A 23,037-nucleotide genomic window follows, 5' to 3' on the forward strand; every position below is an offset into this window, starting at 1 on the left:
CTTTCCGATGGACCCCAGTGACGGAGAGTGAGGGACGGACCGTGAGGAGGCCGGGATGACGTCGGCACCGCTGCCAGCGGCACACCCACCGTCGGCACAGGCATCGTCGGCACAGGCAGCAACGGCGCCGCTGCCGTCGGCGCGGCCGACCCGTGCGGACGCGGCCCGGAACTACGACCTCCTGGTGACGGCGGCCCGCGAGACCTTCGCCGAGCACGGCACGGACGCCTCGCTGGAGGAGATCGCCCGCCGGGCGGGTGTCGGTATCGGCACGCTGTACCGGCGGTTCCCCAGCCGCACCGCGCTGCTGGAAGCCGTCTACGTGGACGAGATCCGATCCGTCTGCGACCGGGCGTACGACGCCGCACGGGACCTCGAGCCGTTCGACGCACTGGCCTCCTGGCTCCGCAGCTTCGTCGGCTACGGCCTGACCAAGAAGAGCCTGTCCAGCGAGCTGACCGAGGCGCTCGGTCAGGATTCGCCGTTCTTCCAATCCTGCCGGACCCACGTACAGTCCGCCGGCCAGCTCCTGCTGGACAACGCGAAGGCCGTCGGAGGGGTTCGCGAAGAGGTGGACCTGCAGGACGTCCTGCGCTTGGTCGGCGGCATCACGATGCGGCGCGACACCGAGCCCGAGCAGGCCCACCGCCTGCTCGACATCGTCCTGTGTGGCCTCAGGCCCCCGGCGTCCTGAGGCTGTTCCTGGCTTCGGCCAGCGACGGATTCCCCGCATCCCGCGCGGTGTAGCTCAGGCGCTCGCGGGCAAACGGCCACTCGATCGCCAACTCCGGGTCGAAGAGGTCGACCGTGACGCGCTCTGGTGACCAGTACTCGTTCACCAGGAAGTTGTAGATCGTGTGCGGTGTCAGCGTGCAGAACGAGTTCCCGACGCCGCGCGGCACGTACAGCGCGTCCTCCACGCCGAGCTCGAAGGTCTCGACCTGACCAAAGGTGTCGGTGTCACGCAGCTCGACGAGCGCCACGAACACCCGACCGGCCGACGGCGACAGGTATTTGTCCCAGGGCTCGGCGTGGATCCCGCGCAGGATTCCCGCCTCGGCGAAGTGGGCGACGTTGTGCTGCACGACGTCCAAGCCGAGATCCGCCAGCTTCGCGCGGTGGAAGTTCTCCTTGAACCACCCGTCCTCGTTCGGCTGAACGTCGAGCGAGACCCGCAGCACTCCAGGGGTGGTCGTCTCGAGAGTCTTCATCGGCGCACCTGCCGACGCGCGTCGAGCTGCGCCTGGTCGGCAGCCGTCAGCCCGGCGTCCCAACCCGCACCGTTGGTGATGCGCGTGCGCTTGGTCGTCGTGTTCGGGAACAACTTGGTGAACAAGGCGTCCACCTGTTCCTCGCGTTTGGCGAGCACCGGCAGCAGCCGGTCCGCATCGGCTTCGGGCACGGCTGCCTGAGTCGCGGCCGTCGTCGCCTCCAACCGCTCGCCGATCCGCTGCGCATACGCCATCAGGAACGACTGCCGGAACGAGCGTGTCCTCGACTCACCACGATGACCGAAGTGCTTGCCTGCAGCAAGCATTGCCCGGTTCGCCTGCACCAGCAGGGAGGTGCTGAGGATCTCCGTGAGCTGGAGATCCAGCTCGGCCCCCACGATCGTGACCACGGCCAGGCTGTCGATGACGACCGTACGACAGCGGTTGGCCGTCGCGACCGCGCCGACCAGCTGCGCCTTGGCCGAGACGTACGGCGTCTCGACCCAGATCCGACGCCCGGCCGAGTCGTCCGGGATCTCCACCTCGGCCTCGACCAACGCGCTGTCGAGCGAGAACTTCGCCATCAGCTCCTGGGCCTTGCCGGACAAGGCTTCGGCCTCCTCCGGGACTCCGTCGCCTCGGCCTTCGCGAGCAGCGCCCGGATCCGCGCGAGCATCTTCCCGTCCGCCGGTACGACGTGATGCTCGCCGCGAACCGCCGCACCCGGCAAGGGATACAGCCTGGCCAGGACCGTCAACGACTGCAGGAACCCGCCGAGGGCCAAGGCGTGATGCAGCGTGAGATAGCGACCGACGCGCGCAGCAGCGGCCCACGCGGTCAGGCCCAGCTCAGCGAACGGCTGCGGTACGCCGAGATCGGCCAGCTGGTCGAGCCACCGGGGATCGATGGTGTCGGCGGCGTACCTCGTGTGCTCCGATGAGATCAGGGCGAGCAGCAGCGGCTCGACGCCGGGATCCAACTCGCGGCGACCATGCTGGACCACGTCGGCCGGGGACCAGCCGCGCTCCCAGGTGGTCCGCAGCAGACCCGTGAGGAACGTCCGCACGACGCGATCCACCTGCGCCTGGTCGACTTCGTCGTACGCACCGAGGCGCGCCAGCTCCGCATCGGCCCGATCGCTGCGCAGGCTGACGATCGTCGCCGCGACCGGCAGCAACCGCAGGATTTCGTCGTCACTCACGCGGACGAGTCTGACAGTCACGCAGCGCCGACCCAAACGGCCGTCGATCCACCTGTGGATAAACGGTGCTTGTGTGGTCTGCGTGGGTTCATCGCGTACGGCTTCCGAACCGCCCGCACCAGGCAGGCCACCGCCGAGACCACCCCACCAGCCCACCCCACCCCGGCCACCGCCGGCCCGATTTCCTGGGTAGCCCACTCAAATTCGTGGGTCTGCCACTGATATCGGGGGTTCCACACCCGTATTCAGGGTCCGCATCCCCCGATTTCATGGGTCAACCCATGAAATCGGCTCAGCTCACCCGCCGAAGGCGGCAAACGGACCAGTCGCCGCGAAGCGCTGTCCGCATCGACCCACACATCCGTCACGAGAGCCGGATAAACCCTGCGGCGCTAAGGTCTGCCCGAAAGGACGCTGCTCCGCCCCGGCTGCCTCTCTAGCCTGAAAGCATCATTTCGGGGAGGGAACCCATGACACAAACAGCAGATGCCGACTTCCGCGCGGCCTTGACCGGGTCCGTGCTCGGTCCGGCCGACGAGGGGTACGACGAGGCCCGCCAACTCTGGAACGCCGAGCACGACCGCCACCCGGCCGTGATCGCGCGAGTGCGGAGCGCCGAGGACGTGCAGGCCGCGGTGCGGTACGGCGTGGCTCAGGGGCTGGAGATCGCCGTCCGCGGTGGTGGGCACAGCGTGTCCGGAGCGTCGTCGGTCGACGACGGCCTGATGATCGACCTCAGCCTGCTGAACCAGGTGACGGTCGACCCGGAGACGCGCCGCGCCCGGGTCGGCGGTGGCGCGAAGCTGGCCGATCTCGACGGCGCCACGCAGCAGTACGGTCTCGCCGTACCGGCCGGACTGATCAGCCACACCGGTGTCGGGGGCCTGACCCTCGGTGGCGGAATGGGCTGGCTGACCCGCAAGTTCGGGCTCACCATCGACAGCCTGGAGTCGGTCCAGATCGTCACCGCGGACGGCAGCATCCTGCGCGCGAGCGAGGACGAGAACCCGGAGCTGTTCTGGGCGGTCCGTGGCGGTGGCGGCAACTTCGGCGTCGTGACGGAGTTCGAGTTCCGGCTGAACGAGGCCGGTCCGATGGTCAACTACGACCTCCTGTTCTGGGGGCTGGACCAGGGCGGCGACGTGCTGCGCCTGGCGCGGGACCTGATCCCGACGCTCTCGCCCGACGAGAACGTGGTGGTCGCCTGCCTGAACGCGCCGCCGGCGCCGTTCGTCCCCGCGGAGCTGCACTTCCAGCCGGGCTACGGCCTGGTCGTCGTCGGCTTCGGCACCGCCGAGGAGCACAAGGCAGTGATCGACCAGATCCGCGCCGCCCTGCCGCCGGTATTCGAGTTCGGTACGCCGATGCCGTACGTGGCCCTGCAGCAGTCGCTCGACGAGCCGAACGCCGCGGGTCACTACTCCTACGAGAAGGGCACCTACCTCGACGAGCTGACCGATGGCGCCATCGACGTCATCACGCAGCAGGTGCCGCTGAAGAAGTCGCTGATGTCGGTCGCGATGATGTACCGGCTCGACCACGCCTACTCAGCAGTCGACGAGAACGAGACCGCGTTCGGCGGCGGCCGGACCGACCGGTATGCGCTGTTCGTGATCGGTCAGGCTCCGGTGCAGGAGGCTCTGCCCGGTGAACGCGAGTGGGTCCGGGGCTTCTGGGAGGCCATCCAGCCGCACGCGGCCGGTATCGGCAGCTACGTCAACGGCATGACCGAGGCCGAGGACGACCGGATCCGGGCCACGTACGGCGACAAGTACGACCGGCTCGCGCTGGTCAAGTCCAAGTACGACCCGGACAACGTGTTCCACCGCAACCAGAACATCAAGCCGGCCTAAATCGAAACGGCTTAGATCGACGCAGCACCGTCGATCACGAGGACCTGGCCGTTGATGTTGGTGTTGTCGAGCAGCAGCATCCGGACGACCGGTACGACGTCGGCCGGCTCGGTCAGGTGACCGGTCGGCGTCCGGCGAACGATCTGGTCGAGCTGGGTCGGACCCAGCACCGCGGACATCTCCGAGGCGAAGAAGCCGGGCGCGACGGCATTGGCCAGGACGCGGCCACCGAGTTCACGAGCGAGTGAACGGGTGGCCGCGTCCATGCCGCCCTTGGTGGCGGAGTAGGCGACCAGCCCGGGATAGCCGCGTTGCGCGCAGATCGACGTGACGTTGACGATCCGGCCCCTCAAGCTCTTTGCGAGCAGGCGCCGCAGAACGAACCGTGTCAGGACGAGCGGCGACGTCAGGTTGGTCTGGATGATCTCAGCGAGGTGCTCGGCCGACGTGTGGACGTGCAGCGAGTCCTGGCCGATCGCCGCATTGTTGACCAAGGCATCGATCGGTCCGAGCGTCGCCTCGACGGTCTTCACGAACGCCTGGGTGGCTGCGGAGTCGTTGATGTCGACGGCTCCGGCGTACAGCTGATCCGGGTACTTCTCACCAAGTGCTGTCAGCTCGGGGGTCACAGTCCGGGCGAAGGCGGCGACCTTCAGACCCGCGGCGAGCAGGTCGGTGACGATCGCGAGGCCGAGGCCGCGGGACCCGCCCGATACGAGCACGACGGTCGCGGGCGGAACGCTGGTGTCTTCAGACATCGCTCTTCAGGGTTTCCTTCTGCGGGATCTCGTCGAGGAACTTGATCCGCCGCGGTACGCCGTAATCCGGCAGGCGACTCGAGCACCACTGGACCAGGTCGGCGTCCGTGATCGGGCCGAGGGACGGATTCGCGACCACCTCGGCCGCGACGATCCTGCCCACCAGCGGAGCCTTGCGCGCGAAGACACGGGCCCACGAGACGCCGGGGTGACCCATCAGCACGTTGCGGACGAGCCCGGCCGAGACCTTCGACCCGCCGACGTTGATCTCGTCGGTGTCCAGGCGACCGGTGATCAGCACCCGGTCGTCGACGTACTCGATCCGGTCGCCGGTGTGGACGGCACCGACCTGACCGGCGCCGTGATGTGGCGAGCGGATCACCAGCTCGTCGCCCTCTACCGAGAGGATCGGGCGGTCCGGATCGGGCTCGCGCTCCAGCCACGCCTTCGGGAACCCGGCCTTGCCGTCGTGGACCACGATCGACGCGCCGACCTCGGAGGAGGCGTAGATCCAGGAGATCCGGGCCTTCGGGTAGAGCTCGCGGAGCTGGTCCAGGATCGCCTGGTCGACCGGTTCACCGCCGAGCGTGATCTGCTCCAGCGGTACGTCGGTCAGTGCGTCGGCATCACGGTAGATGGCTTGCCGCCAGAACGTCGGCGTACCGGATGCTGCGGTCACGCCGTGCTCGGCGGCGATGGCCGGCCAGTCGTCGAGTTCGTCCGGCTCGATCGCTACCAGGCCCTGATCGGCGTGGGTCAGCGAGAGCGTGACGACCTGCCACCAGGCGTAGGTGCCGGGTGAGTACGGCAGGAGCCAGGTCCGCGGCGGTTGGTCGCCGGTGACGGTGGTCAGCGTCTCGAGGGTGTGGCCGATCCGCTTCGGGCGGCCGGTCGAGCCGGAGGTGAGCAGCCAGGCACGGCCGGACTCCTCGACCCGCTTGAGCTTGGCCGGGGTCACTTCCCCATCGGGCCGAACGATCGCGAATCCGGACTCGCCCAGCTCCTCCCGCATCCGCTCGTCGACGCGGGATGCGGTGGCGACGAGGAGCTCGGTGCCGTGGACCGCGTGGTGGCGAAGGGCCGCGAGCGCGTCGGCACCGTTGTCGACCAGGACCGCGGCCGGGGAGGGCAGCTGCGGCAGCTTGTGCAGGGTCCGCCAGGTCAGGCGCTTGCCCGCGACGACGACAGTGTTGTCGTCACCGATCAGGGCGGTGGTCCGGCGCCTTGCGGTCACGCGGATTGAAGCTGATCGATGAAGTCCAGTACGTCGCCGACAGTGGCGATCCGGCGCAGCCCGGGGGCATCGAAGTTCAGCTCGTCACCCAGCTCGTCCTCCACCCGCAGCGCCAGCTCGGAGAAGTCCAGCGACCGGAAGCCGATCGCCCTCAGCTCCGCCGCGTCGTCGGCCGGCAACGTCCTTCCCTGCGCCGTCATCACCGCACCCATCAATTCCCTGACCCGACCCCGCGCGACCGAACTCATACCCCGAAGCCTAGTGGAGGGCCACCGTGAGTGAACACGACTCATACACTGTGGCGATGATCAGAGGCCGGGGGAAGCGGGTGGCCGCAGTTCGTGGGCGGCGCCTGGCGGCGGTTGCCAGTCTGCCCGTGCTGCCGGTGGCGTGGTTCGTGGCGTTGCAGGACCATCCGATCTGGATGCCTGCCGCGTATCTCGGCTATCTCCTGGTCGTCATCGTCGTACCGGGGACGATGTTCTGGCGGCGGCTCACCGGTGGGACCGGCTGGTTCGCGGCGGACGTCGTACTGGGGACGTCGTTCGGTCTGGCCGTCGAGGCGCTCGTCTATCCGATCGGGATGGTGTTCGGGCTGCCGTTCGCTGCCCTGCTCATGCCGGCGCTGGCGCTGGGGATGTGGCGAGCGTTGCCGCGCCGGACGCTGACCGAGCGGCCCACGCCGTGGTGGGCGACTGCCGGGGTGATGGTTGCCGTCGGTGTGGCTGCGGCGTGGTTCGTGCGGGTGGGTTCGCAGCTCATTCCGCTCAGTGGACCCGCAGCGCTCCGGCCGAACTCGGACGCGCCGCACAACCTCGCGATAGCCAGTGAACTGACGCACCACTTCCCGCCGCGCATCCCGTACGCCGATGGCCGGTGGCTGACGAGTCATTGGGCGGCGTACGACCACATTGCGTCGGCTCATTGGCTCACGCGCATTCCGCTCGACGTACTGACGGACCGGATGGTGCCGTTCGCCTGGATCCTGCTGACCGTGTTGGGAGCTGCTGCGGTCGGCATGCTGCTCACCGGTCGTGCAGTGGCCGCTCCTATCGCTGCTGGGCTCACCGTGGCCGCGGGCGACCTGGTTGCGTGGCCGTGGGCGGTTTCGGATCGGGTGTTCGCGGATGGGCCGTTTTCGTTGGGGCAATTGACCAATCCGCCGCAGGCGTTCTCCACAGTCCTGTTATTGCCGCTGATGGCGGTCACCGTGTTGCTGCTTCGTCGCAAGCCCGGACAGACACGCGGTCAGCTGTTTCGCCTCTTCGTAGCGGCCGGAGTGCTCATTGCCGCGCTGGCGTTGACGAAGGCGACCGTGCTGCCCGTCTACGCCTTCGGACTCGCGGCCGCGTGGGTGTATCTGACTGTGCGAGCCGCACGACTCAACCTGCGTGCGCTGGTGCTCGGGCTGGGCGTCGCGGCGGCGTACGCGGTGACGTTCTTCGTGGTTTTGCGGGGCTCGGCGTCCGGTGTGCGGTTCGACCCGGGTGCCGCCTTCGGACGTCTGGCGGACCGGATGGGCGGCGGGTCCGCTCTGGCGATGATTGTGGTCGTGCTGGTGATCGGCTGGGTGATGCCGGCGGTTGGCGCCGTGTTGATCAAGCGACGGCTACGGCGTGACCCGATGCCGGTGTTCCTCCTCTTCGGGTTCGTGGCTGCGATCGCGGGCGCTTCGCTCCTGTACGACGAGGGCCAGACCCAACTGTTCTTCGTCCGCACCGGCTTCATCTACGGCGTACTGATCGCCACGTGGGGTCTCGGATCGCTGGACCGGCGCCAGTACTGGATCGCCGCGGTCGCCCTCGCAATCGGAGCGGCCGCGATCTACTGGGGTCGACACCAGTCGGAGCGCTCATGCACTTCGGCCAGTTGCTTCGGACAGGGCATGGCTGTCGCTGGCGTGCTGGCCTTGCTCGGTCTCGGTGTGCTGGGCCTGATCGTGCACGGCACTCGCCGTACGTGGGCTGTCGTCGCGGTAGCGATCCTGCTGGGTACGACGGTCTCGCCGACCGTGGCGTCGTTGCGGAAGTTCGCCACACCGCCGTTGACGTCGTACGAGTCGATCGCGCCCGGCGGGATCGAGGCAGCCCGGTTCATCCGCCGCAACTCCGGGTCCGACGACAAGATCGCCACCAACCTGCACTGTCACGATGCCGGTGCGTCCCAGTGCCTCACCGGCTCGTACTGGATCGCCGGCTACGCCGAACGCCGCGTCCTGGTCGAAGGCTGGTCGTTCCAGACCCGGGTCGACGACACCTACCCCCACGGCGTCCAAGGTCCCTACTGGGACGAGGAGAAGCTCCGCCTGAACGACGAGGCCTTCACCAACCCCACCCGCGAAGTCCTCGAGACTCTCCGCACCAAGTACGGCGTCCAATGGCTCTTCCTCGACGAACGAGTCGGCACCCCACCCGAGAACCTGGACCGCCTCACCGAACTCCGCTTCGAACTGGGCACCGTCCGCGTCTACCAGCTCTACCCACCCCCGCCGGCAAACCCCTTCCCCACACCCAGCAACTCCCCCACGCCAGACTCCCCCACGACCACCCCGACCCCGGGCCAGACCTTCCCCACCAGCCCCACGCCAACTTCCCCGACCCAGAGCTTCCCCACGCAGACCTTCCCGACCCAAAGCCAGCCCACGCAGAGCCAACCCACGCAGAGCCAGCCAACTCAGGGCCAGCCCACCCAAACCTTCACCCCGAGCTTCCCGACCCAGACCTTCCCCACCCAAACCAACACCACCCCGGGCCTCAAATCTCCTTGATCTAAAGGCCTCTGGGGATCAGGGGCCGAGGAGTGCCGCCGGGATCACGGCAATCCCGTCCTGCCGCCGGTACGCCTCGGTGCCTGTGTTGATCACCACCGCATCCACCAGGTCATCGCCGATCTGCGATCGCAGCCACAGCAGGTGTTTGACGTCGGCGTCGGTCACAAAGGACGCCAGCTTGACCTCGACTCCCAGCACGCGGCGGTCGGGCCGCTCGACGATCAGGTCGACCTCGTGGCCGCCGTTCTTCGTTCGCAGATGCCGGACAACCGCCTCGGCAGGCTGCGCGTACACCTGCAGATCGAGCGTCACGAGCGACTCGAACAACTGGCCGAGCAGCACCCCGTCCCGAACGTACGGCCGGTTGTTGACTACATCGTCCAGCAACGCACTCGGATCCGCGCCTAGCAGTGCGGCGGCGAGCGCCGGATCCGCGAGATGGTGCTTCGGCGCGGAGGCCAGCCGGCTGAGCTGGTTGCGTGTCGGCAGCCAGGCCTCGACGGGCTCGACCAGCCAGAGCTGGCTGAGAACGTCGCGATAGGCGATCGTCGTCGTCTTCGCCGGCTTGTCAGTGTCGCCTGCCGTCGCGGCGTCGAGGATGGCGTTGTACGACGCAGTCGTGGCGGTCGCTGCCGCGTATGCCGCCAACCAGGCCCGCAGAGTGGCCGGACGTCGTACCAAATGCCCTTGCTCCGGGAAGTCGTGTTCGACGATCCGGTCCAGGTAGCCGGTGAGCTGAGCGCGACGTGCGCGCCCGGAGAGCGTCCGGATGCCTGGGAATCCGGACCTGACGATCTCTTCGGCGTAGGCCTCGAGGCCTAGCTCCGTTGTCCCAGTGACAGGAGCCCGATCTCCCGACAAGAGCCTGCGAAGGCTGACGGTCGGTGTCTCGATGCCGCGCTCCGACAGCGCCATCGGCCGCATTCTCAAGCGAACGATCCGCCCGGCACCCGAGTGGGTTGGAGCATCTACCGGGCTAGCGCTGCCAGTGAGCAAGAAGCGGCCCGGCTCCGCGCCTCGGTCGACACCCCGGCGAATCAGATCCCAAACCGGTGGATAGAGCTGCCACTCGTCCACCAGCACCGGCGAGGCGGCCCGTTCGAGCCGTCCCGGGTCGGCGACCAGCAACTCTCGCTGACCGGCGTCGTCGAGCGCGATGACCGTTCGGGCTCGACGGACCGCCGTCTCGGTCTTTCCGACGCCTTTGGGACCGTCCAGTGCGATCGCCGGCAACTCGGCCAGCAAATCGTCCAGTTCCGCGTCTACGACTCTCGGTCGGTAATCGCTCACCTCACCTAGGCTACCGTTAGCACGATCTGAAGGCTACCGTTAGCACGGCTTGAAGGCTACCGTTAGCACGGCTCGAAGGCTACCGTTGGCACGATTTAGCCGACGGTGAGTGTGGGCATGGGGATGCTTTGGTTGGCGAGGCGGTCTAGGGACGTGACTGTGTAGAGGTAGAGGTGACCGGGAGTGGCGGTGGGGTCTGTGTAGGACTGGGTGGGGGCGGTGGCTCGGAAGGTGGTCAGGAGGTTGCGGGCGTCGTTGTCGGGACAGTGGTCGCCGGCTAGGAGGTCGCGGCGGTAGACGGCGTACGACGTGGTGTCGGTGGACGTACGACGCCAGGTGAGCTGGACGCCTGCGGAGGTGCGCTTGGCCCGGACGTTGGTGACCGGGAGGGGTGGGCGGGAGTCCAAGGCCGGCATGGCTGGGATCAGGGCCGGCTTGGTGTACCAGGTGTTGTTGAGGAGGGTGGTCGCGCCCAGGCGGTCGGCGCGGACGTCCTTGGCGGAGAAGTAGATGTTGCCCTTCACCTCGGGGATCGCGCTGTCGAAGGCCAGGTGGTCACTCAGCTCCTGCGGATCGGACCAGTCCGGCGATTGTGTCGACGTACCCACCTTGTACGTCGCTTCGCCGATGTAGAGATGGACGTGGGTGCCCCGGACCTGGTCGGCCCACCACGGGACGATCTTGGTGTAATCGGCCGCAGCGAACCCACCGGCCCAGTAGACCTGCGGAACGATGTAGTCGATCCACTCCTCGCGGACCCACTTGCGGGTGTCGGCGGCGAGGTCGTCGTACGTCTGCACGCCCGCGGTGGTGTCGGTGCCCTCCGGATCGGTCGCCTTGTTCCGCCAGACCGCGAACGGCGAGATCCCGAACTTCACCCACGGTTTGATCGCCTTGATCCGGCTACCGATCTCCTGGATGAGCAGGTCGATGTTGTGCCGCCGCCAGTCCTGCAGATTGGTGTAGCCGTCGGGATACTGAGCGAACGTCGCGGCGTCGTCGAAGGTCTGCCCGGCCACCGGATACGGGTAGAAGTAGTCGTCGAAGTGCACGCCGTCGATGTCGTAGCGCGAGACCGCGTCCATGATCGCGTCCTCGACCAGTGTGCGGGCGGCGGGGATGCCGGGGTTGTAGTAGAGCTTTCCGCCGTACGTGACGACCCAGTCCGGGTGCTGGCGCGCCGGGTGCGTGGGGAGCAGGGCGTTGAGGTTCGTCCCCATCGAGAGCCGGTACGGGTTGAACCAGGCGTGCAGCTCGAGGTTGCGCTTGTGCGCCTCGGCGACGGCGAAGGCCAGCGGGTCGTAGCCGGGGTCGCCGCCCTGCGTGCCGGTCAGGTACTGCGACCAGGGCTCGACCTTGGACGGCCAGAACGCGTCAGCGGTCGGACGGACCTGCAGGACGACCGCATTGTGGTGCTGACGCACCGCATCGTCGAACCAGCCGATCAGCTCGGCCTGCTGCTGCGCGGCGGTCAGTCCGGTCTTGGACGGCCAGTCGATGTTCACCACCGACGAGATCCAGCTCGCGCGGAACTGCCGGAGCGGTGTGGTCGGGCTGGGTGTGCACCCCTGCGGATTCGCGGGTGCTTGCGCGGCTGTCGCCGTACCGGAGACACCGCCCAGCACCAGACCCGCTGCCACGCCGAGGACACCCATCGCTCGCCAGACTCTCATGTCACTCTCCGACCTTCGCTTCCGGTGAAGTGGAAAGATGTTTACACATCAGACGCGCCGAGAGAAGACGCTAGGTTGGGTGCATGCTGCGGACCGCCACCGAGGACGATGTCGACACGATCCGGCGGCTGCGGAATCAGCAGGCGAATCGCGACGTCAGCATCACCTCGCACGAGATCGGCGCGGACGAGCACGCGGCCTGGTGGGCGAAGGCTTCGGTCGATCCGACCCGCCGCGTGCTGATCTACACCCGCGACAGCGAAACGGCCGGCGTCGTCACCTTCTTCGACATCGAAGGGCCTTCGGCTGCCTGGGGATTCTTCCTCGACGCGGACGGCCTGGCCGAGCGCGGCGAGACGTTGCCGGCGTGGATCGAGGTCATGCGCGAGGCGACGGCGTACGCGTTCGACGAGCTCGGCCTCGACGTGCTCACCGGCGAGGTGCTCGAGCACAACACGGTGGTCCGGCAGATGAACCGGCGGTTCCGGTTCGTGGAGGGCACGCCGGAGGTCCGGTACGCCGACGCCCGCGAGATCACCGTGATTCCGATCAGCCTGCGCAGGCAGGACCGTAGAACCCAGGGGACATGATGAAGACCATCGAGATCGGTGGCGTGCCGATCGGCGCGGAGCATCAGCCGTTCGTCATCGCGGAGATGTCGGGCAACCACAACGGCGATCTCGAGCGCGCGAAGGACATCGTCCGCGCCGTCGCGGAGTCCGGCGCGCAGGCACTCAAGCTGCAGACATACACCGCACAGACGATGACGCTCGACCTCGATCTGCCGGCCTTCCGGCTGCCGGTGGAGCACGAGCTGTGGAGTGAGGCCCGGCTCTACGACCTCTACGAAGAGGCGCACACTCCGTGGGCCTGGCATGAGCCGATCTTCGAGCTGGCGACGTCGCTCGGACTGGTCGCGTTCTCGTCCGCGTTCGACCAGACCGCGATCGACTTCCTGGAGAAGCTGAACGTTCCGGCGTACAAGGTCGCGTCGAACGAGATCGGCGACCTCCCGCTCGTCCGTGGCATGGCGGAGACCGGGAAGCCGATCATCATCTCGACCGGCTCCGCGACGCTGACCGATATCGACGCCGCCGTCCGGGCTGCTCGCTCGACCGGCAACGAGCAGATCGTCGTACTGTCGTGCACGGCCAGCTACCCGGCTCCGCCCGAGCAGTCCAACCTGCGCGCGATCCCGGTCCTGCGGGACGCACTAGACGTACAGGTCGGCCTCTCCGACCACACCATGGGCATCGGCGCCGCGATCGCTGCCGTCGCCCTCGGTGCGACCGTGATCGAGAAGCACGTGACGCTGAAGCGGATCGACGGTGGCGTCGACTCGGCGTTCTCGCTCGAGCCGTGGGAGTTGGAGGCGCTCGTCGAGAACACCCGGGTCGCACAACTGGCCCTCGGCCGCCCGGTCATCGGTCCGAAGCAGGCCGAGCAGAACGTCCTCCGCTTCCGCCGCTCCCTCTACGTCACCCAGGACGTCGCCGCCGGCGACCCCATCACCCGCGAGAACGTCCGCTCCATCCGCCCAGCAGGCGGCCTCGCCCCGGACCTCTACGAACAGGTCGAAGGCCGCCCGTTCCGCATCGAAGCCAAGGCCGGCACCCCACTGACGTGGGACCTGCTCTAGCGCGGCTGGAGGATCTTGAAGCCGTCCTGGGTCTTCCGCGCGAAGGCGAGGAAGTTCGCCTCGGGGTTGGCGTACGCGTCGATGCGGATCAGGGCGACGTACGTGTCGGTGCGGTACTGGAGCGTGCGTTCGGTCCAGGTCTTCCCGCCGAGGGGATACGTGCGGACGATGTACCGAGCCCGTACGCCGAAACCCGGTAGCGACCGCTCCACCACGGAGGCGGCCTCGCGCCCGTCGACCGTGATGTGCGCGCACTCGGCCGGCGCCGGCAGACGCTGATCGAGGAGTCGGTCGCCGAGCGCCGCGGGCAATTCGGTGATGGTGGCGATGATCTGCGCCGCCGCGGGTGATCCCACCGTGCCTGCGGCGGCGGCTGACGGGGTGGTCGGTGCGATGAAGTCGCCGGGCACTCCCGGCACTCCCTGGAACCGGATGAAGTCCTCGCACATCCTCGGGACGACGGTATGCCCCGACAACGGGTCGGCTCGCGGCTTCCAGTTGTCCGGCGGCGGGTATTGGTACGTCGACTTCGTCAGCTTGGTCCTGCCGTAGGTCGCCGGAAGCGCCAGCTCCAGATCGTTGACGATGTACCGGAACGCCGTGGGGGTCGGCGTGTCCGTCGTGCGGGCCGACGGCTCGAGGCGCGGGACCGGGGTGGTCGCTGTCGGGGTCGGCGCGGCGTCGTGGTTCGTCGTACAGGCGCTGAGAGCAACCATCAGGCACGCGCCTGCCGCCAACCACCGAGTCACGTGGATCCTCCCCCTGCGATCATGCTTTGTCGGGTGCATGCTACTCAGGAAGGGTTTGAGGTGTGAGCGAGTACTTGGTGTTTCCGGGGCGGCATCATGTGTTGACCCGGTTTCAGGGGGAGTTTCTGCGGCGGTTCGCGGATCGGACCGTGGTGTGGGCGGTGACGTCGGCGAATCATCAGACCACCAAGCGGAATCCGGTGGCGTTCGATCGGCGCGAGGCAGCGATCGAGCGGTTCAGCGTGGAGACTGGCGTCCGGTCGGTGGTGGTTGGAGTGGTTGATACACCGCCGACCGATGAGTTCGCAGAGGTCACGGTCAAGGCCATTGAGGCGGGGACGGATGACCTGATCCGGTTGACGCCGCAGAACGCTGTCGTTGCGTGCTCTACGCCCGAAGTGAGCAAGTTGTACGAGCAACTGGGGTTCACGGTGATCGGGGTCGAGCCCGAGGGAACCGCCCGGCCGTGGGACGTTCTGTTGATGATTGCCGCTGGCAATGATGAATGGAAAGAGTTGGCCCACCCAGCCACTGTGGACGTTTTCGAGCGGTACGCACTGGACGCGCACATCCAGCGCTGCGTGAACGACCCGGTCGTCGGCGACGACGGTGGACTCACCACGACCCGCGATTACAAGACGTACGCCGATGCCTTCGAAACGGCCGCAGACCGTAAATGGCAACAAATCAAGGACTCTGTCCACCCCGGCCGGATCCTCGACATCGGCTGCGCGACCGGCGCGACCCTGCAACTGATCGATCGTGATCCACGCTTCCACGAGTCCGACCTGATCGGCGTCGAGGTCGCCCGGCACCTGTACGCCGAATGCGTGCACAAGAAGGAACAAGGTCTCTTTCACAACCCGAACGTCTACTTCTACCAACGCAACATGCTGGGGTCAGCTGTCTTCCCGCCGCGCTCGATCGACACCACTCTGACGCTCGCGCTCACCCACGAGATCTGGTCGTACGCCGATGGCTCGCGACCAGAGACCGTGCAGCGGTTCGCCGACGCACTCTTCGCTCACACGGCTCCCGGTGGGGTCTGGATCAACTCCGACGTCTGCGGACCCGCCGAGCCGGACCGTTCCGTCGTACTGCGGCTCGACGACAGCGACGGCGAGAACCCGGACGACGTCACTGAACTCGAGTCCCGCAACGACCCAGCGGCGTACGTGGGCAAGCTCTCGACCCGAGCGCGGTTCTTCCAGTTCGCCCACGACTTCCGGCGGAACGCCAAGGTGCCCTTCGGGTACGACGTTCGCCCGGACGGGCTCGTGCTGCGGCTGGCCGACGCGATGGATTTCCTGACCCGGAAGGACTACGTCGACAACTGGCTGAGTGAGACGCACGAGCAGTTCTGCGGACTCAACTTCGCCGGCTGGTCCGCGGTCGCCGAGCAGGCCGGGTTCCGGATCGACCCGGCGTCGAAGGCGTGGCGCAACGACTGGGTCATCGAGAACCGGATCGCACCGGTCGCATCACTCACCACGCCCGCCGGCGACCCGGTCGACTGGCCGGACACCCATCAACTACTCGTTGCCCGCCGCTGACCGCACCTCGACGTGCAGCGTGCCCGAATACGGCCGTACGTCGAGGACCTGCGCACCACGGGTGATCCGCAACGGCAACCGGCTCGACAGGAACGGCTCGCACTGCACCGCATGTGATGAGCCGTCCGGTGCCGTCGCGAACAGGATCCAGTCCGCGGGCTCCAGCGCGTCCTGGTCCACGATGGCTGCCCACCCGTCGTCGGAGGCGGTACGGCGACATGGCACGTCCACATGGTCGTCGGACCCGGGCAAGAACCGCCGCCAAGCGAAGCTGACCTCACCCCAATCCGGGCCGCGGACAACCAACACGTTGCCAGCAGCAACGGCAGCGGTCGCGGTCATCCGGATCGGCGCCACGTGCAGGTTCACGTATCCACCGGTCGAGCGGGTCAGCATCACCGCCCGACCGTCCTCGGCGTGCGAGACCATCCGATCGCCGGCCGTCCACAGCAGCACCTGCTCCTGCCCCTCCGGACCGCGCAAGCGGAACGCGCGCGTCGTTCGCTGGCTGAACGGGTCGTCCGGATTGGTCTCCGCGAGGATCGGTTGGATCGGCAGCCTCGCGGTGAAGTCACGCCCGTCGAGCTCCAGCGGAACCCCTTCCTCACCGCCGGCCAGCGGGCGCGTCACGAACAACGACGGCCGATCGAACGACGAGCGCCCGTGCAGCACCAGCGCATCCGGCGTCTGCTCGACCGAGGTCAACCGGCACGGATCCGTCAGCCGCCGGATCGCGAAAGCTCCGTCCTTGCCCGGCCCGGGCTGAATCCACTCCGTCGCGTCGATCCACGCCCCCGGCGGCCATCCGGGACTCCCGGCCCGCTGCCCATGCAGCAGATCGCGTCGCCGAACCCGCCCGGACCTCATCCGTACGTCGAAATGCGACGGGCCGGCCGTGCACTTCGCCAGCAACTCCCGATCCAGCACGACCTCGAACCCGACCAGCGACTCGTTGCCAAGCAGGTCTGTCGCGGGATAACGCCGTACCTTCACGGGATAAGGGCGTCCGGCGATGACCAAGGCCATCCGGAGACTCGATGAACGTTTGGTGTCCAGGTGTCGGATCTCGGCGCTGCCCTTGATCGACAGTTTGCCGTCGACCCACGCCACCTCGCGGACACTCGTCGCGAGCTTCAGGTCGTCGTTCGACGCCTCATACAGCTCCTGCGGTACGGCGGCTTCGCGCACGCCGGGGTAGTCGAGCTCCCATCGGCGCCACCGACGCGGGACCGCGCGCACACTGAGGCCGTTGTCGGTGCGGAAATCCGCGAGCCGGCGGAGCAGGTCGACATCGCCGGCTCGGAGGGCCGCGTACTGCAGACGGTCGAAGCGAGGTGCTTCGTCGAGTACGGACTCGTCGAGGCGGTCGAGCAGGTGGTGAGCGAGGGTGACCAGCGGTTGTTCGTCGTCCTCGGGGGCTGTAGCGAAGGCGGTGAGCAGAGCGAGCAGGTCGATCTGGGTGAAGTGCGCGTGGACCCGTCGGCGGACCTCGGGGAGCGTGTCTTCGACCAGGTCCATGACCAGGCCGGCGGATTCGACGCGGTCGCGGAGGTTGGCGAGCTGGAACTTCTGCTGGGTGATGGAGTCGCCAGACTCGCGTTCGCGCCAGAAATACACCGGGGCCGCGAGGGTGTCGACGGTGACTGCGTCGAGGTGTGCCTTCAGCGTGACCGGGTAGTCCTCGTACCGGATCGCTGGGAAGCGGTAGCCGTACTCGTCCCAGAACGACCGGCGGTAGACCTTGTTCCACACCATCCGGTCGAGGACGAGCTCGGGGGTTTCCGTCACGTGTGTGGCGAAACGATCCTCGGTGAAGCACTGCTGCTGCAGGTACGCCGGGCGCACGCCGTAGCTGTTGCTGAACCGTCGCGCGTTGCCGCCGGCCAGGTCCGAACCAGTGCGGTCGAGGGTGCGGACGAGCTGGGCGAACCCGTGCCGTGTGACCAGATCGTCGCTGTCGACAAAGGCGACGTACTCACCGACAGCACGGTCGACACCGGTATTGCGGGCGGGGCCGAGGCCGGCGTTCTCCTGCTCGACGATCCGGAACCGAGGGTCGCGGGCCGCGAACTCCTTGGCGATCACAGCGCTGTCGTCCAGCGAGCCGTCGTCGACCAGGATCGCCTCGAAGTCGGACCAGGTCTGCCGGGCGATCGAGTCCAGGCACGGGCCGATGTAGTCGCCGACGTTGTAGAACGGTACGACCACGCTCAACCGCGGACGCATCATCGCTTACGCAGGCGGCGGGTCACCTTGCGGGCCACGACATGCGGCTTGCGGACCTGGGCGGCCTGGAAGATGACGCGCGAGACCGCGTACGTGCGCGATCCACGGATGCGGTTGTGGTCGGCCTTCAACCGGTCGAGCTGGGACCGGAGCTCGCGGATGCGGTTCTCCCGCGTCTTCATCGCCTTGTTGCGGAAGCCCAGGGTCCGCTCCAGGCCGTAGACGTGGCCTTTGAGTTCGAACAGTTCTTGCTTGGCCTGATCCGCTTCGGTGAGAGCTGATCGTACGTCGATGGCTGGGTGTACTGGGGTTTGGAGTGCTTCGGCCAGCGCGTGGGCGAGCTCCTTGCCTCGGGCAACGTATTCGGTGGAGGCCGAGGGGGTGGAGGGTGAGGTCGCTTGGGTCGGCTCCGGCGGCTGGATGCCGGACATGCCCATCCAGGTGGCTACCAGGTCGTCGCCGATCATCCACGGCGGCCAGGGGTGGCGGCGGTGGGCGGTGATCAGGCGGTCGTGAAACCTGTACCAGGCTGCGGCTAGAAGATCCGTTGTGCTGGAGGCTGTCTCGGTCACCCACGGCGAAACTCCGTAGGCGAATGAGTCTCCGTCGAGTACGACGTCATCCCAGCGAAGCACCACGCGCGACTCAGTAACCCACTCGCCGAGCCGGGCTGCCAGCTTCCGGAAAGCAGGTACGTCCTCAGCCGCTGCCAGCCGGATGAGCACAGACTCCACGCTCACACCGGCGGGAACCTCCTCCGCCACAACTGCAGGATCAAACATCAATCCACTGGGGTGAAAGGAAAGTTCGGAGGAGAGAGCCGCTCCCGTGGCCGGATTGCCGGACGCCGGGCTGTCGGGTGGCGGGCTGTCGGGTGGCGGCACGGCGTCTGCAGCTGACGTGGTAGATGGTGCGGGGGTGAGGGTGGTTTGCCAGGTGTCTTTTGTTTTGGTGGCGGTGAGGACTTGGGTGGCTGATTGGGTGTAGAGGTCTTGTTCTGGGTGCATGCCGCAGATGGCTAGCCAGCCGGTGGAGATGGCGGGGAGGAGGCCGGCTCGGGCTGCGGTGTTGATGCCGTCCGAGACCGGGGAGAGGAGGGGGGTGTCCAGGGACTCTAGGGCTTCTGTGGCTAGGCGGGTGGGGAGTTCGCCGGGGCGGGACTCGGCGGCGACGCCGGCGGCGATGTAGGCGCGGGCGCCGAAGTCGGCGTAGAGCTGGGCGGACCACGGGAGGGCCGCTGTTAGCTGGTCGACCGAGACCGGGCGGGTGGGGTCGTCGTGGAGAGGACGCCATTCGTCGTCGCCGTGGCGTTCGTCCGGTGGACGGCTGTCCAGCAGATTCACCAGCGAGAACTCGTTTTCGACGGCGAGCACGACCACCGCGTCGGGAGCGGCGAGCGCTGTCAGCGCGTCCAGCCGCTCGCTCCAGCTCAGGTCGGCGCTGTCGTATCCGAGGACCCGGTCGAGACCATCGGCCGCGACGATGACGTCGTACCGCTCGGACCTGAGGCCGTCCAGCGCACCCGCGATGACGTGAAGGCGGTCGCCGTACTCGGCCGACAGGTCTTCGGCGTCCGAGACCGACCGGACCAGGATGGTGGCGTCCGACGTTCGCTCCAGGACCAGCGAGATCAGCGAACGCGAGTGCGGCCCGACCATCAGCGTGCGGTGGTCGGTGGGTAGGGCGTCGGCCAGCAGCGCGGTCAGAGCCGGCCGGTGGTCGGTGCGGTCGGTCCAGGGTTGCATCTCACCGAGGACCACCTGCAGGTCAGACACGCTCTCTCCAATCGAACAGCATCCGCAGCTCCGCGGCCGGCATCATCCAGGGCCTCCCCAGCTCGAGGTCTGTGGTCTCTCGCGCGGCCTCCGGGTCGATGGACTTCCCGAGCAGCTCCGGCCAGAGCCGTTCGATCCGGCTTTGCCCGCCGAACAAGGGGTTCTCGCCTTCCAGCTCCATCGGATCGCCGTAGACGGCCGGCTCACACCCGGCCGCGATGCCGTAGAAGATTGCCGTCGACAACCGATTCGCGGCGACCCGCTTGTGCCGCCGCAGCTCGTGGAGCTGCTTGTACAGGAAGCGCCGATCGGTCCCCTCGTACGAGAACCCACGCCGCCCGAACGAGACGACCCGGAAGCCGGCGTCTTCGTAGTACCGCCGCACCTCAGGACGCTCGTATTCGGTGTAGTAGAGGCTGAATGTGACCGGCCCGGGCTCGGTCTCGCGGATCTCGTCGACCAGGCGCTGATGATCACCCTGGATCTTCCCGCCTTCCCAACCGTGGAACAGGAACCACAGCGTGCCTTCCCGCTCCACCGGCTCGGCATCACGCTCCAAGTCCAGCAAATAAAGGAAAGGCGCGCCGATGCTGTGGTAGTTCCGCCGGCCGAGAGCGTACCCACGCCGCCGCGGTGCATCGCTCCAGGTGAACCGCCAGGCGCCGTCGTAGAACTCGTGCACCGGGTTCCACCCGCAGCCGATGTTCCAACCATGCTGGAGATAGCCGCGCAACCGCGGCGGGTGGTCGAAGTCCAGACCGGCGTAGCGGGACAGGATGTGCGCCTGCCCGTAGTAGTGGTTGTGGTGATGCATCAGCGGACCTCCACGTGCAGAGTGCCGGCATGCGGCCGTACGGCGAGAGCGTGCGAGCCCCGCGGAATGGTCAGGGGCAAGCGGCTGCACAGGAAGGGCTCGCAGTGGACCGCATGCGATCGACCGTCGGGCTTGGTCGCGAACAGAATCCAGTCCGCCAGTGACGCCAACGGATCCACCGACACCCGCGCCGCGACCACCGGGATCAGCGCGTCTACGTCGGCCGACGCCGACCAGCCCTCGTCGGTCAGCTCTTTGCTGCAAGCAACATCCAGATGATCGTCGGAGTCAGCCAGATACCGTCGCCAACTGAAGTCGACCTCGCCACCCTCCGAACCACGCACCAGCAGCTTGTTGCCGACAGCAACCACGGTCGTCGCGGTCGTCCGGACCGGCGACTCGTGCAGGTTCACGTATCCGCCGGTGGACCGGGTCAATGTGACCACCCGTCCACGAGCGACCTGAGAGATCGCGGACTCGCCTGCAGTCCACAGCAACACGCGCTGCTGTCCGTCAGGCCCGCGCAACCGGAAGGCCCGCGTCGTCCGCTGACCGAACGGATCGTCCGGATTCGCCTGCGCCAGCACGTCCTGAATCGGCAGCCTGGCGGTGAAATCGCGACCGTAGATCTCGAGCGGAATCTCCTCCTCGCCACCCACCACCGGCCGGGTGACGAACAACGACGGCACGTCGAACGCCGATCGACCGTGCAGGACGAGCGCATCCGCCGTTCGCCCGACCGCGGTCAGCCGGCACGGATCAACGAGGCGCCGGATCGCGAAGCATCCGCCCTTGCCCGGCCCCGGCTGGATCCAGCTCGTGTCGTCGATCCACGCGCCCGGCGCCCACCCAGGACTCCCAGGACCCTGCCCCCGGAGCACACCCTCGCGCTCGAGCCGACCAGACTTCATCCGTACGTCGAAATGCGCCGGCGCACCTGTACACAGGCTGAGCACGGAGCGATCCAGCCGGACCTCGAACCCCACCATCGTGGTGTCGCCGTGCAGGTCAAGCGCGGGATAGCGGCGTACAGACAGCGGGTATGACGTTCCCGCGATCACCAGGGAGATTCCCAGCCTCGACGACGGTGACGTCTCCAGATGACGAATCTCCGCGGTCCCCGTGATCGACAGCTCGCCGTCGACCCAGGTCACCGAACGCACGCTGGTCGCCAGCGTCAGCGCCTTGTCCGACAACCGGTACAACCGCTCCGGTACGGCGGACTCAAGCCGGCCCGGGTAGTTGTAGTCCAGCTGCCACGACCTGCGTGGGCGCGGCACTGCTCGCGCACCACCGCGGAGGCCACCGTCGTTGCGGAACGCAGCCAGCCGCCGGAGCAGGTCGACATCGCCCGCCCGGAGTGCGGCGTGCTGAATCCGGTCGTACCGGTGGGTGGCCGCGAGTACGTCGTTGTCGAGTCGGTCGACCAGCTCCCGCGACAGCTCGACCAGGTGCTGCTCCTCGTCCACCGGCACCGAGCCGAACGCGGACATCAGGGTGAGCAGATCGATCTGGGCCAGGTGCTCGTGCACCCGTCGCCGCACGACGGGCGCGCTGTCCGCGACCAGGTCGATCACCATCCCGGCCGAGGTGACCCGGTCGCGGATGTTGCCGAGCTGGAACTTCTGCTGGGTGATCGACTCGCCCGACTCCCGCTCGCGCCAGTAGTAGACCGCCTGCGGGATCGTGTCCACCGTCACGGCGTCGAGGTGGGCCTTCAGCGCGACCGGGTAGTCCTCGTACCGGATCGGCGGGAAGGTGTAGCCGAACTCGTCCCAGAACGTCCGGCGGTAGACCTTGTTCCACAGCATCCGGTCCAGGACCAGATCAGGGAACTCGGTCACGTGGGTCGCGTGCCGGGCCCGGGCGAACGGCAGCCGGTGCAGCCACGACGGCCGGACTCCGAAGCTGTTGTTGAACCGGCGCGCGTTGCCGCCGGCAAAGTCCGAACCGGTCCGGTCCAGTGTCCGGATCAGCGCCGCGAACCCGTAGCGCGAGACCAGATCGTCGCCGTCCACGAAGGCCAGGTACTCGCCGGTCGCCTCGGCGATCCCGGTGTCGCGCGCCGGTCCGGGACCGGCGTTCGCCTGCTGGACGATCCGGAATCGGGGGTCACGCGTACAGAAGTCCTTCGCGATGACCGCGCTGTCGTCGGGCGAGCCGTCGTCGACCAGGATCGCCTCGAAGTCGGTCCAGGTCTGCCGGGCGATCGAGTCCAGACAGTCGCCGATGTAGTCACCGACGTTGTAGAAGGGCACCACCACGCTCAGCCGCGGCGTCACTCCGGCGGG

General features: G+C 67.6%; 19 protein-coding genes. 6 read left to right on the forward strand and 13 right to left on the reverse strand.

Annotation, left to right across the window (positions count from 1 at the left end; all coding sequences use genetic code 11):
* Positions 1 to 55 precede the first annotated feature (55 nt).
* Complete coding sequence (locus tag ACWF4Z_RS15920; protein ID WP_452243772.1) at positions 56 to 694, forward strand: TetR/AcrR family transcriptional regulator; 639 nt, start codon at positions 56 to 58, stop codon at positions 692 to 694.
* On the opposite strand, the gene ACWF4Z_RS15925 is transcribed toward ACWF4Z_RS15920, so the two are convergent.
* Genes ACWF4Z_RS15925 through ACWF4Z_RS15935 form a run of 3 tightly spaced genes read right to left on the reverse strand, consistent with a single transcriptional unit; the run spans position 675 to position 2,412 of the window.
* The gene (locus tag ACWF4Z_RS15925; protein ID WP_452243773.1) at positions 675 to 1,211 is read right to left on the reverse strand and encodes a dTDP-4-dehydrorhamnose 3,5-epimerase family protein; all 537 of its coding nucleotides are present in this window, start codon (positions 1,209 to 1,211) and stop codon (positions 675 to 677) included. The genes ACWF4Z_RS15920 and ACWF4Z_RS15925 overlap by 20 nt on opposite strands.
* The gene (locus tag ACWF4Z_RS15930) at positions 1,208 to 1,819 is read right to left on the reverse strand and encodes a DUF7168 domain-containing protein (protein WP_452243774.1); all 612 of its coding nucleotides are present in this window, start codon (positions 1,817 to 1,819) and stop codon (positions 1,208 to 1,210) included. The genes ACWF4Z_RS15925 and ACWF4Z_RS15930 overlap by 4 nt, the downstream gene beginning before the upstream one ends.
* Positions 1,795 to 2,412, reverse strand: a complete 618-nt coding sequence (locus tag ACWF4Z_RS15935) for a hypothetical protein (protein ID WP_452243775.1) — start codon at positions 2,410 to 2,412, stop codon at positions 1,795 to 1,797. The genes ACWF4Z_RS15930 and ACWF4Z_RS15935 overlap by 25 nt, the downstream gene beginning before the upstream one ends.
* Before the next feature lie 470 nt (positions 2,413 to 2,882).
* On the opposite strand from ACWF4Z_RS15935, the gene ACWF4Z_RS15940 reads away from it, so the two are divergent.
* Positions 2,883 to 4,265: an FAD-binding oxidoreductase gene (locus ACWF4Z_RS15940; RefSeq protein ID WP_452243776.1), complete on the forward strand. Its 1,383-nt coding sequence runs from the start codon at positions 2,883 to 2,885 to the stop codon at positions 4,263 to 4,265.
* A gap of 11 nt (positions 4,266 to 4,276) precedes the next feature.
* Here the strand turns inward: ACWF4Z_RS15940 and ACWF4Z_RS15945 are convergent, their stop codons facing one another.
* Genes ACWF4Z_RS15945 through ACWF4Z_RS15955 form a run of 3 tightly spaced genes read right to left on the reverse strand, consistent with a single transcriptional unit; the run spans position 4,277 to position 6,505 of the window.
* Positions 4,277 to 5,023: an SDR family NAD(P)-dependent oxidoreductase gene (locus tag ACWF4Z_RS15945; protein ID WP_452243777.1), complete on the reverse strand. Its 747-nt coding sequence runs from the start codon at positions 5,021 to 5,023 to the stop codon at positions 4,277 to 4,279.
* On the reverse strand, positions 5,016 to 6,257 hold the full coding sequence (locus ACWF4Z_RS15950) for an AMP-binding protein (RefSeq protein ID WP_452243778.1): 1,242 nt from the start codon (positions 6,255 to 6,257) through the stop codon (positions 5,016 to 5,018). Before ACWF4Z_RS15950 ends, ACWF4Z_RS15945 begins: the two co-directional genes overlap by 8 nt.
* Complete coding sequence (locus tag ACWF4Z_RS15955) at positions 6,254 to 6,505, reverse strand: acyl carrier protein (RefSeq protein WP_452243779.1); 252 nt, start codon at positions 6,503 to 6,505, stop codon at positions 6,254 to 6,256. The genes ACWF4Z_RS15950 and ACWF4Z_RS15955 overlap by 4 nt, the downstream gene beginning before the upstream one ends.
* Before the next feature lie 56 nt (positions 6,506 to 6,561).
* Between ACWF4Z_RS15955 and ACWF4Z_RS15960 the strand changes: the two genes are divergently transcribed.
* The gene (locus ACWF4Z_RS15960) at positions 6,562 to 9,024 is read left to right on the forward strand and encodes a hypothetical protein (RefSeq protein WP_452243780.1); all 2,463 of its coding nucleotides are present in this window, start codon (positions 6,562 to 6,564) and stop codon (positions 9,022 to 9,024) included.
* An 18-nt stretch (positions 9,025 to 9,042) separates the two neighbouring features.
* Here the strand turns inward: ACWF4Z_RS15960 and ACWF4Z_RS15965 are convergent, their stop codons facing one another.
* Positions 9,043 to 10,317 carry an ATP-binding protein gene (locus ACWF4Z_RS15965; protein ID WP_452243781.1) on the reverse strand — a complete coding sequence of 425 codons (1,275 nt, stop codon included), beginning with the start codon at positions 10,315 to 10,317 and terminating at the stop codon, positions 9,043 to 9,045.
* Positions 10,318 to 10,412: 95 nt separating this feature from the next.
* Entirely contained in the window at positions 10,413 to 11,990 is a 1,578-nt protein-coding gene (locus ACWF4Z_RS15970; protein WP_452243782.1) for a glycoside hydrolase family 10 protein, read from the reverse strand.
* A gap of 83 nt (positions 11,991 to 12,073) precedes the next feature.
* On the opposite strand from ACWF4Z_RS15970, the gene ACWF4Z_RS15975 reads away from it, so the two are divergent.
* Both ACWF4Z_RS15975 and pseI read left to right on the forward strand, forming a co-directional pair.
* Positions 12,074 to 12,580 carry a GNAT family N-acetyltransferase gene (locus ACWF4Z_RS15975; RefSeq protein WP_452243783.1) on the forward strand — a complete coding sequence of 169 codons (507 nt, stop codon included), beginning with the start codon at positions 12,074 to 12,076 and terminating at the stop codon, positions 12,578 to 12,580.
* A complete protein-coding gene (gene pseI, locus ACWF4Z_RS15980; RefSeq protein ID WP_452243784.1) occupies positions 12,577 to 13,629 on the forward strand; it encodes a pseudaminic acid synthase in 1,053 nt (350 codons plus the stop codon). The genes ACWF4Z_RS15975 and pseI overlap by 4 nt, the downstream gene beginning before the upstream one ends.
* Here pseI and ACWF4Z_RS15985 read toward each other — a convergent pair.
* On the reverse strand, positions 13,626 to 14,378 hold the full coding sequence (locus ACWF4Z_RS15985; protein ID WP_452243785.1) for a hypothetical protein: 753 nt from the start codon (positions 14,376 to 14,378) through the stop codon (positions 13,626 to 13,628). The genes pseI and ACWF4Z_RS15985 overlap by 4 nt on opposite strands.
* Before the next feature lie 62 nt (positions 14,379 to 14,440).
* On the opposite strand from ACWF4Z_RS15985, the gene ACWF4Z_RS15990 reads away from it, so the two are divergent.
* Positions 14,441 to 15,931, forward strand: a complete 1,491-nt coding sequence (locus ACWF4Z_RS15990; protein ID WP_452243786.1) for a class I SAM-dependent methyltransferase — start codon at positions 14,441 to 14,443, stop codon at positions 15,929 to 15,931.
* On the opposite strand, the gene ACWF4Z_RS15995 is transcribed toward ACWF4Z_RS15990, so the two are convergent.
* Genes ACWF4Z_RS15995 through ACWF4Z_RS16010 form a run of 4 tightly spaced genes read right to left on the reverse strand, consistent with a single transcriptional unit; the run spans position 15,911 to position 23,028 of the window.
* The gene (locus ACWF4Z_RS15995; RefSeq protein ID WP_452243787.1) at positions 15,911 to 18,160 is read right to left on the reverse strand and encodes a glycosyltransferase; all 2,250 of its coding nucleotides are present in this window, start codon (positions 18,158 to 18,160) and stop codon (positions 15,911 to 15,913) included. The genes ACWF4Z_RS15990 and ACWF4Z_RS15995 overlap by 21 nt on opposite strands.
* Positions 18,157 to 19,932 carry a hypothetical protein gene (locus tag ACWF4Z_RS16000; protein WP_452243788.1) on the reverse strand — a complete coding sequence of 592 codons (1,776 nt, stop codon included), beginning with the start codon at positions 19,930 to 19,932 and terminating at the stop codon, positions 18,157 to 18,159. The genes ACWF4Z_RS15995 and ACWF4Z_RS16000 overlap by 4 nt, the downstream gene beginning before the upstream one ends.
* Complete coding sequence (locus ACWF4Z_RS16005; protein WP_452243789.1) at positions 19,925 to 20,746, reverse strand: hypothetical protein; 822 nt, start codon at positions 20,744 to 20,746, stop codon at positions 19,925 to 19,927. The genes ACWF4Z_RS16000 and ACWF4Z_RS16005 overlap by 8 nt, the downstream gene beginning before the upstream one ends.
* Complete coding sequence (locus ACWF4Z_RS16010; RefSeq protein ID WP_452243790.1) at positions 20,746 to 23,028, reverse strand: glycosyltransferase family 2 protein; 2,283 nt, start codon at positions 23,026 to 23,028, stop codon at positions 20,746 to 20,748. Before ACWF4Z_RS16010 ends, ACWF4Z_RS16005 begins: the two co-directional genes overlap by 1 nt.
* Positions 23,029 to 23,037: the final 9 nt, after the last annotated feature.

The sequence above is a fragment of the Kribbella sp. NPDC055071 genome (assembly GCF_053608045.1).

What these genes read in the sequence shown, in the direction of transcription:
- ACWF4Z_RS15920 (WP_452243772.1), top strand. Translation starts at nt 56, where the DNA reads ATGACGTCGGCACCGCTGCCAGCGGCACACCCACCGTCGGCACAGGCA.
- ACWF4Z_RS15925 (WP_452243773.1), bottom strand. Translation starts at nt 1,211, where the DNA reads ATGAAGACTCTCGAGACGACCACCCCTGGAGTGCTGCGGGTCTCGCTC.
- ACWF4Z_RS15940 (WP_452243776.1), top strand. Translation starts at nt 2,883, where the DNA reads ATGACACAAACAGCAGATGCCGACTTCCGCGCGGCCTTGACCGGGTCC.
- ACWF4Z_RS15945 (WP_452243777.1), bottom strand. Translation starts at nt 5,023, where the DNA reads ATGTCTGAAGACACCAGCGTTCCGCCCGCGACCGTCGTGCTCGTATCG.
- ACWF4Z_RS15955 (WP_452243779.1), bottom strand. Translation starts at nt 6,505, where the DNA reads ATGAGTTCGGTCGCGCGGGGTCGGGTCAGGGAATTGATGGGTGCGGTG.
- ACWF4Z_RS15960 (WP_452243780.1), top strand. Translation starts at nt 6,562, where the DNA reads ATGATCAGAGGCCGGGGGAAGCGGGTGGCCGCAGTTCGTGGGCGGCGC.
- ACWF4Z_RS15970 (WP_452243782.1), bottom strand. Translation starts at nt 11,990, where the DNA reads ATGAGAGTCTGGCGAGCGATGGGTGTCCTCGGCGTGGCAGCGGGTCTG.
- ACWF4Z_RS15975 (WP_452243783.1), top strand. Translation starts at nt 12,074, where the DNA reads ATGCTGCGGACCGCCACCGAGGACGATGTCGACACGATCCGGCGGCTG.
- pseI (WP_452243784.1), top strand. Translation starts at nt 12,577, where the DNA reads ATGATGAAGACCATCGAGATCGGTGGCGTGCCGATCGGCGCGGAGCAT.
- ACWF4Z_RS15995 (WP_452243787.1), bottom strand. Translation starts at nt 18,160, where the DNA reads ATGATGCGTCCGCGGTTGAGCGTGGTCGTACCGTTCTACAACGTCGGC.
- ACWF4Z_RS16005 (WP_452243789.1), bottom strand. Translation starts at nt 20,746, where the DNA reads ATGCATCACCACAACCACTACTACGGGCAGGCGCACATCCTGTCCCGC.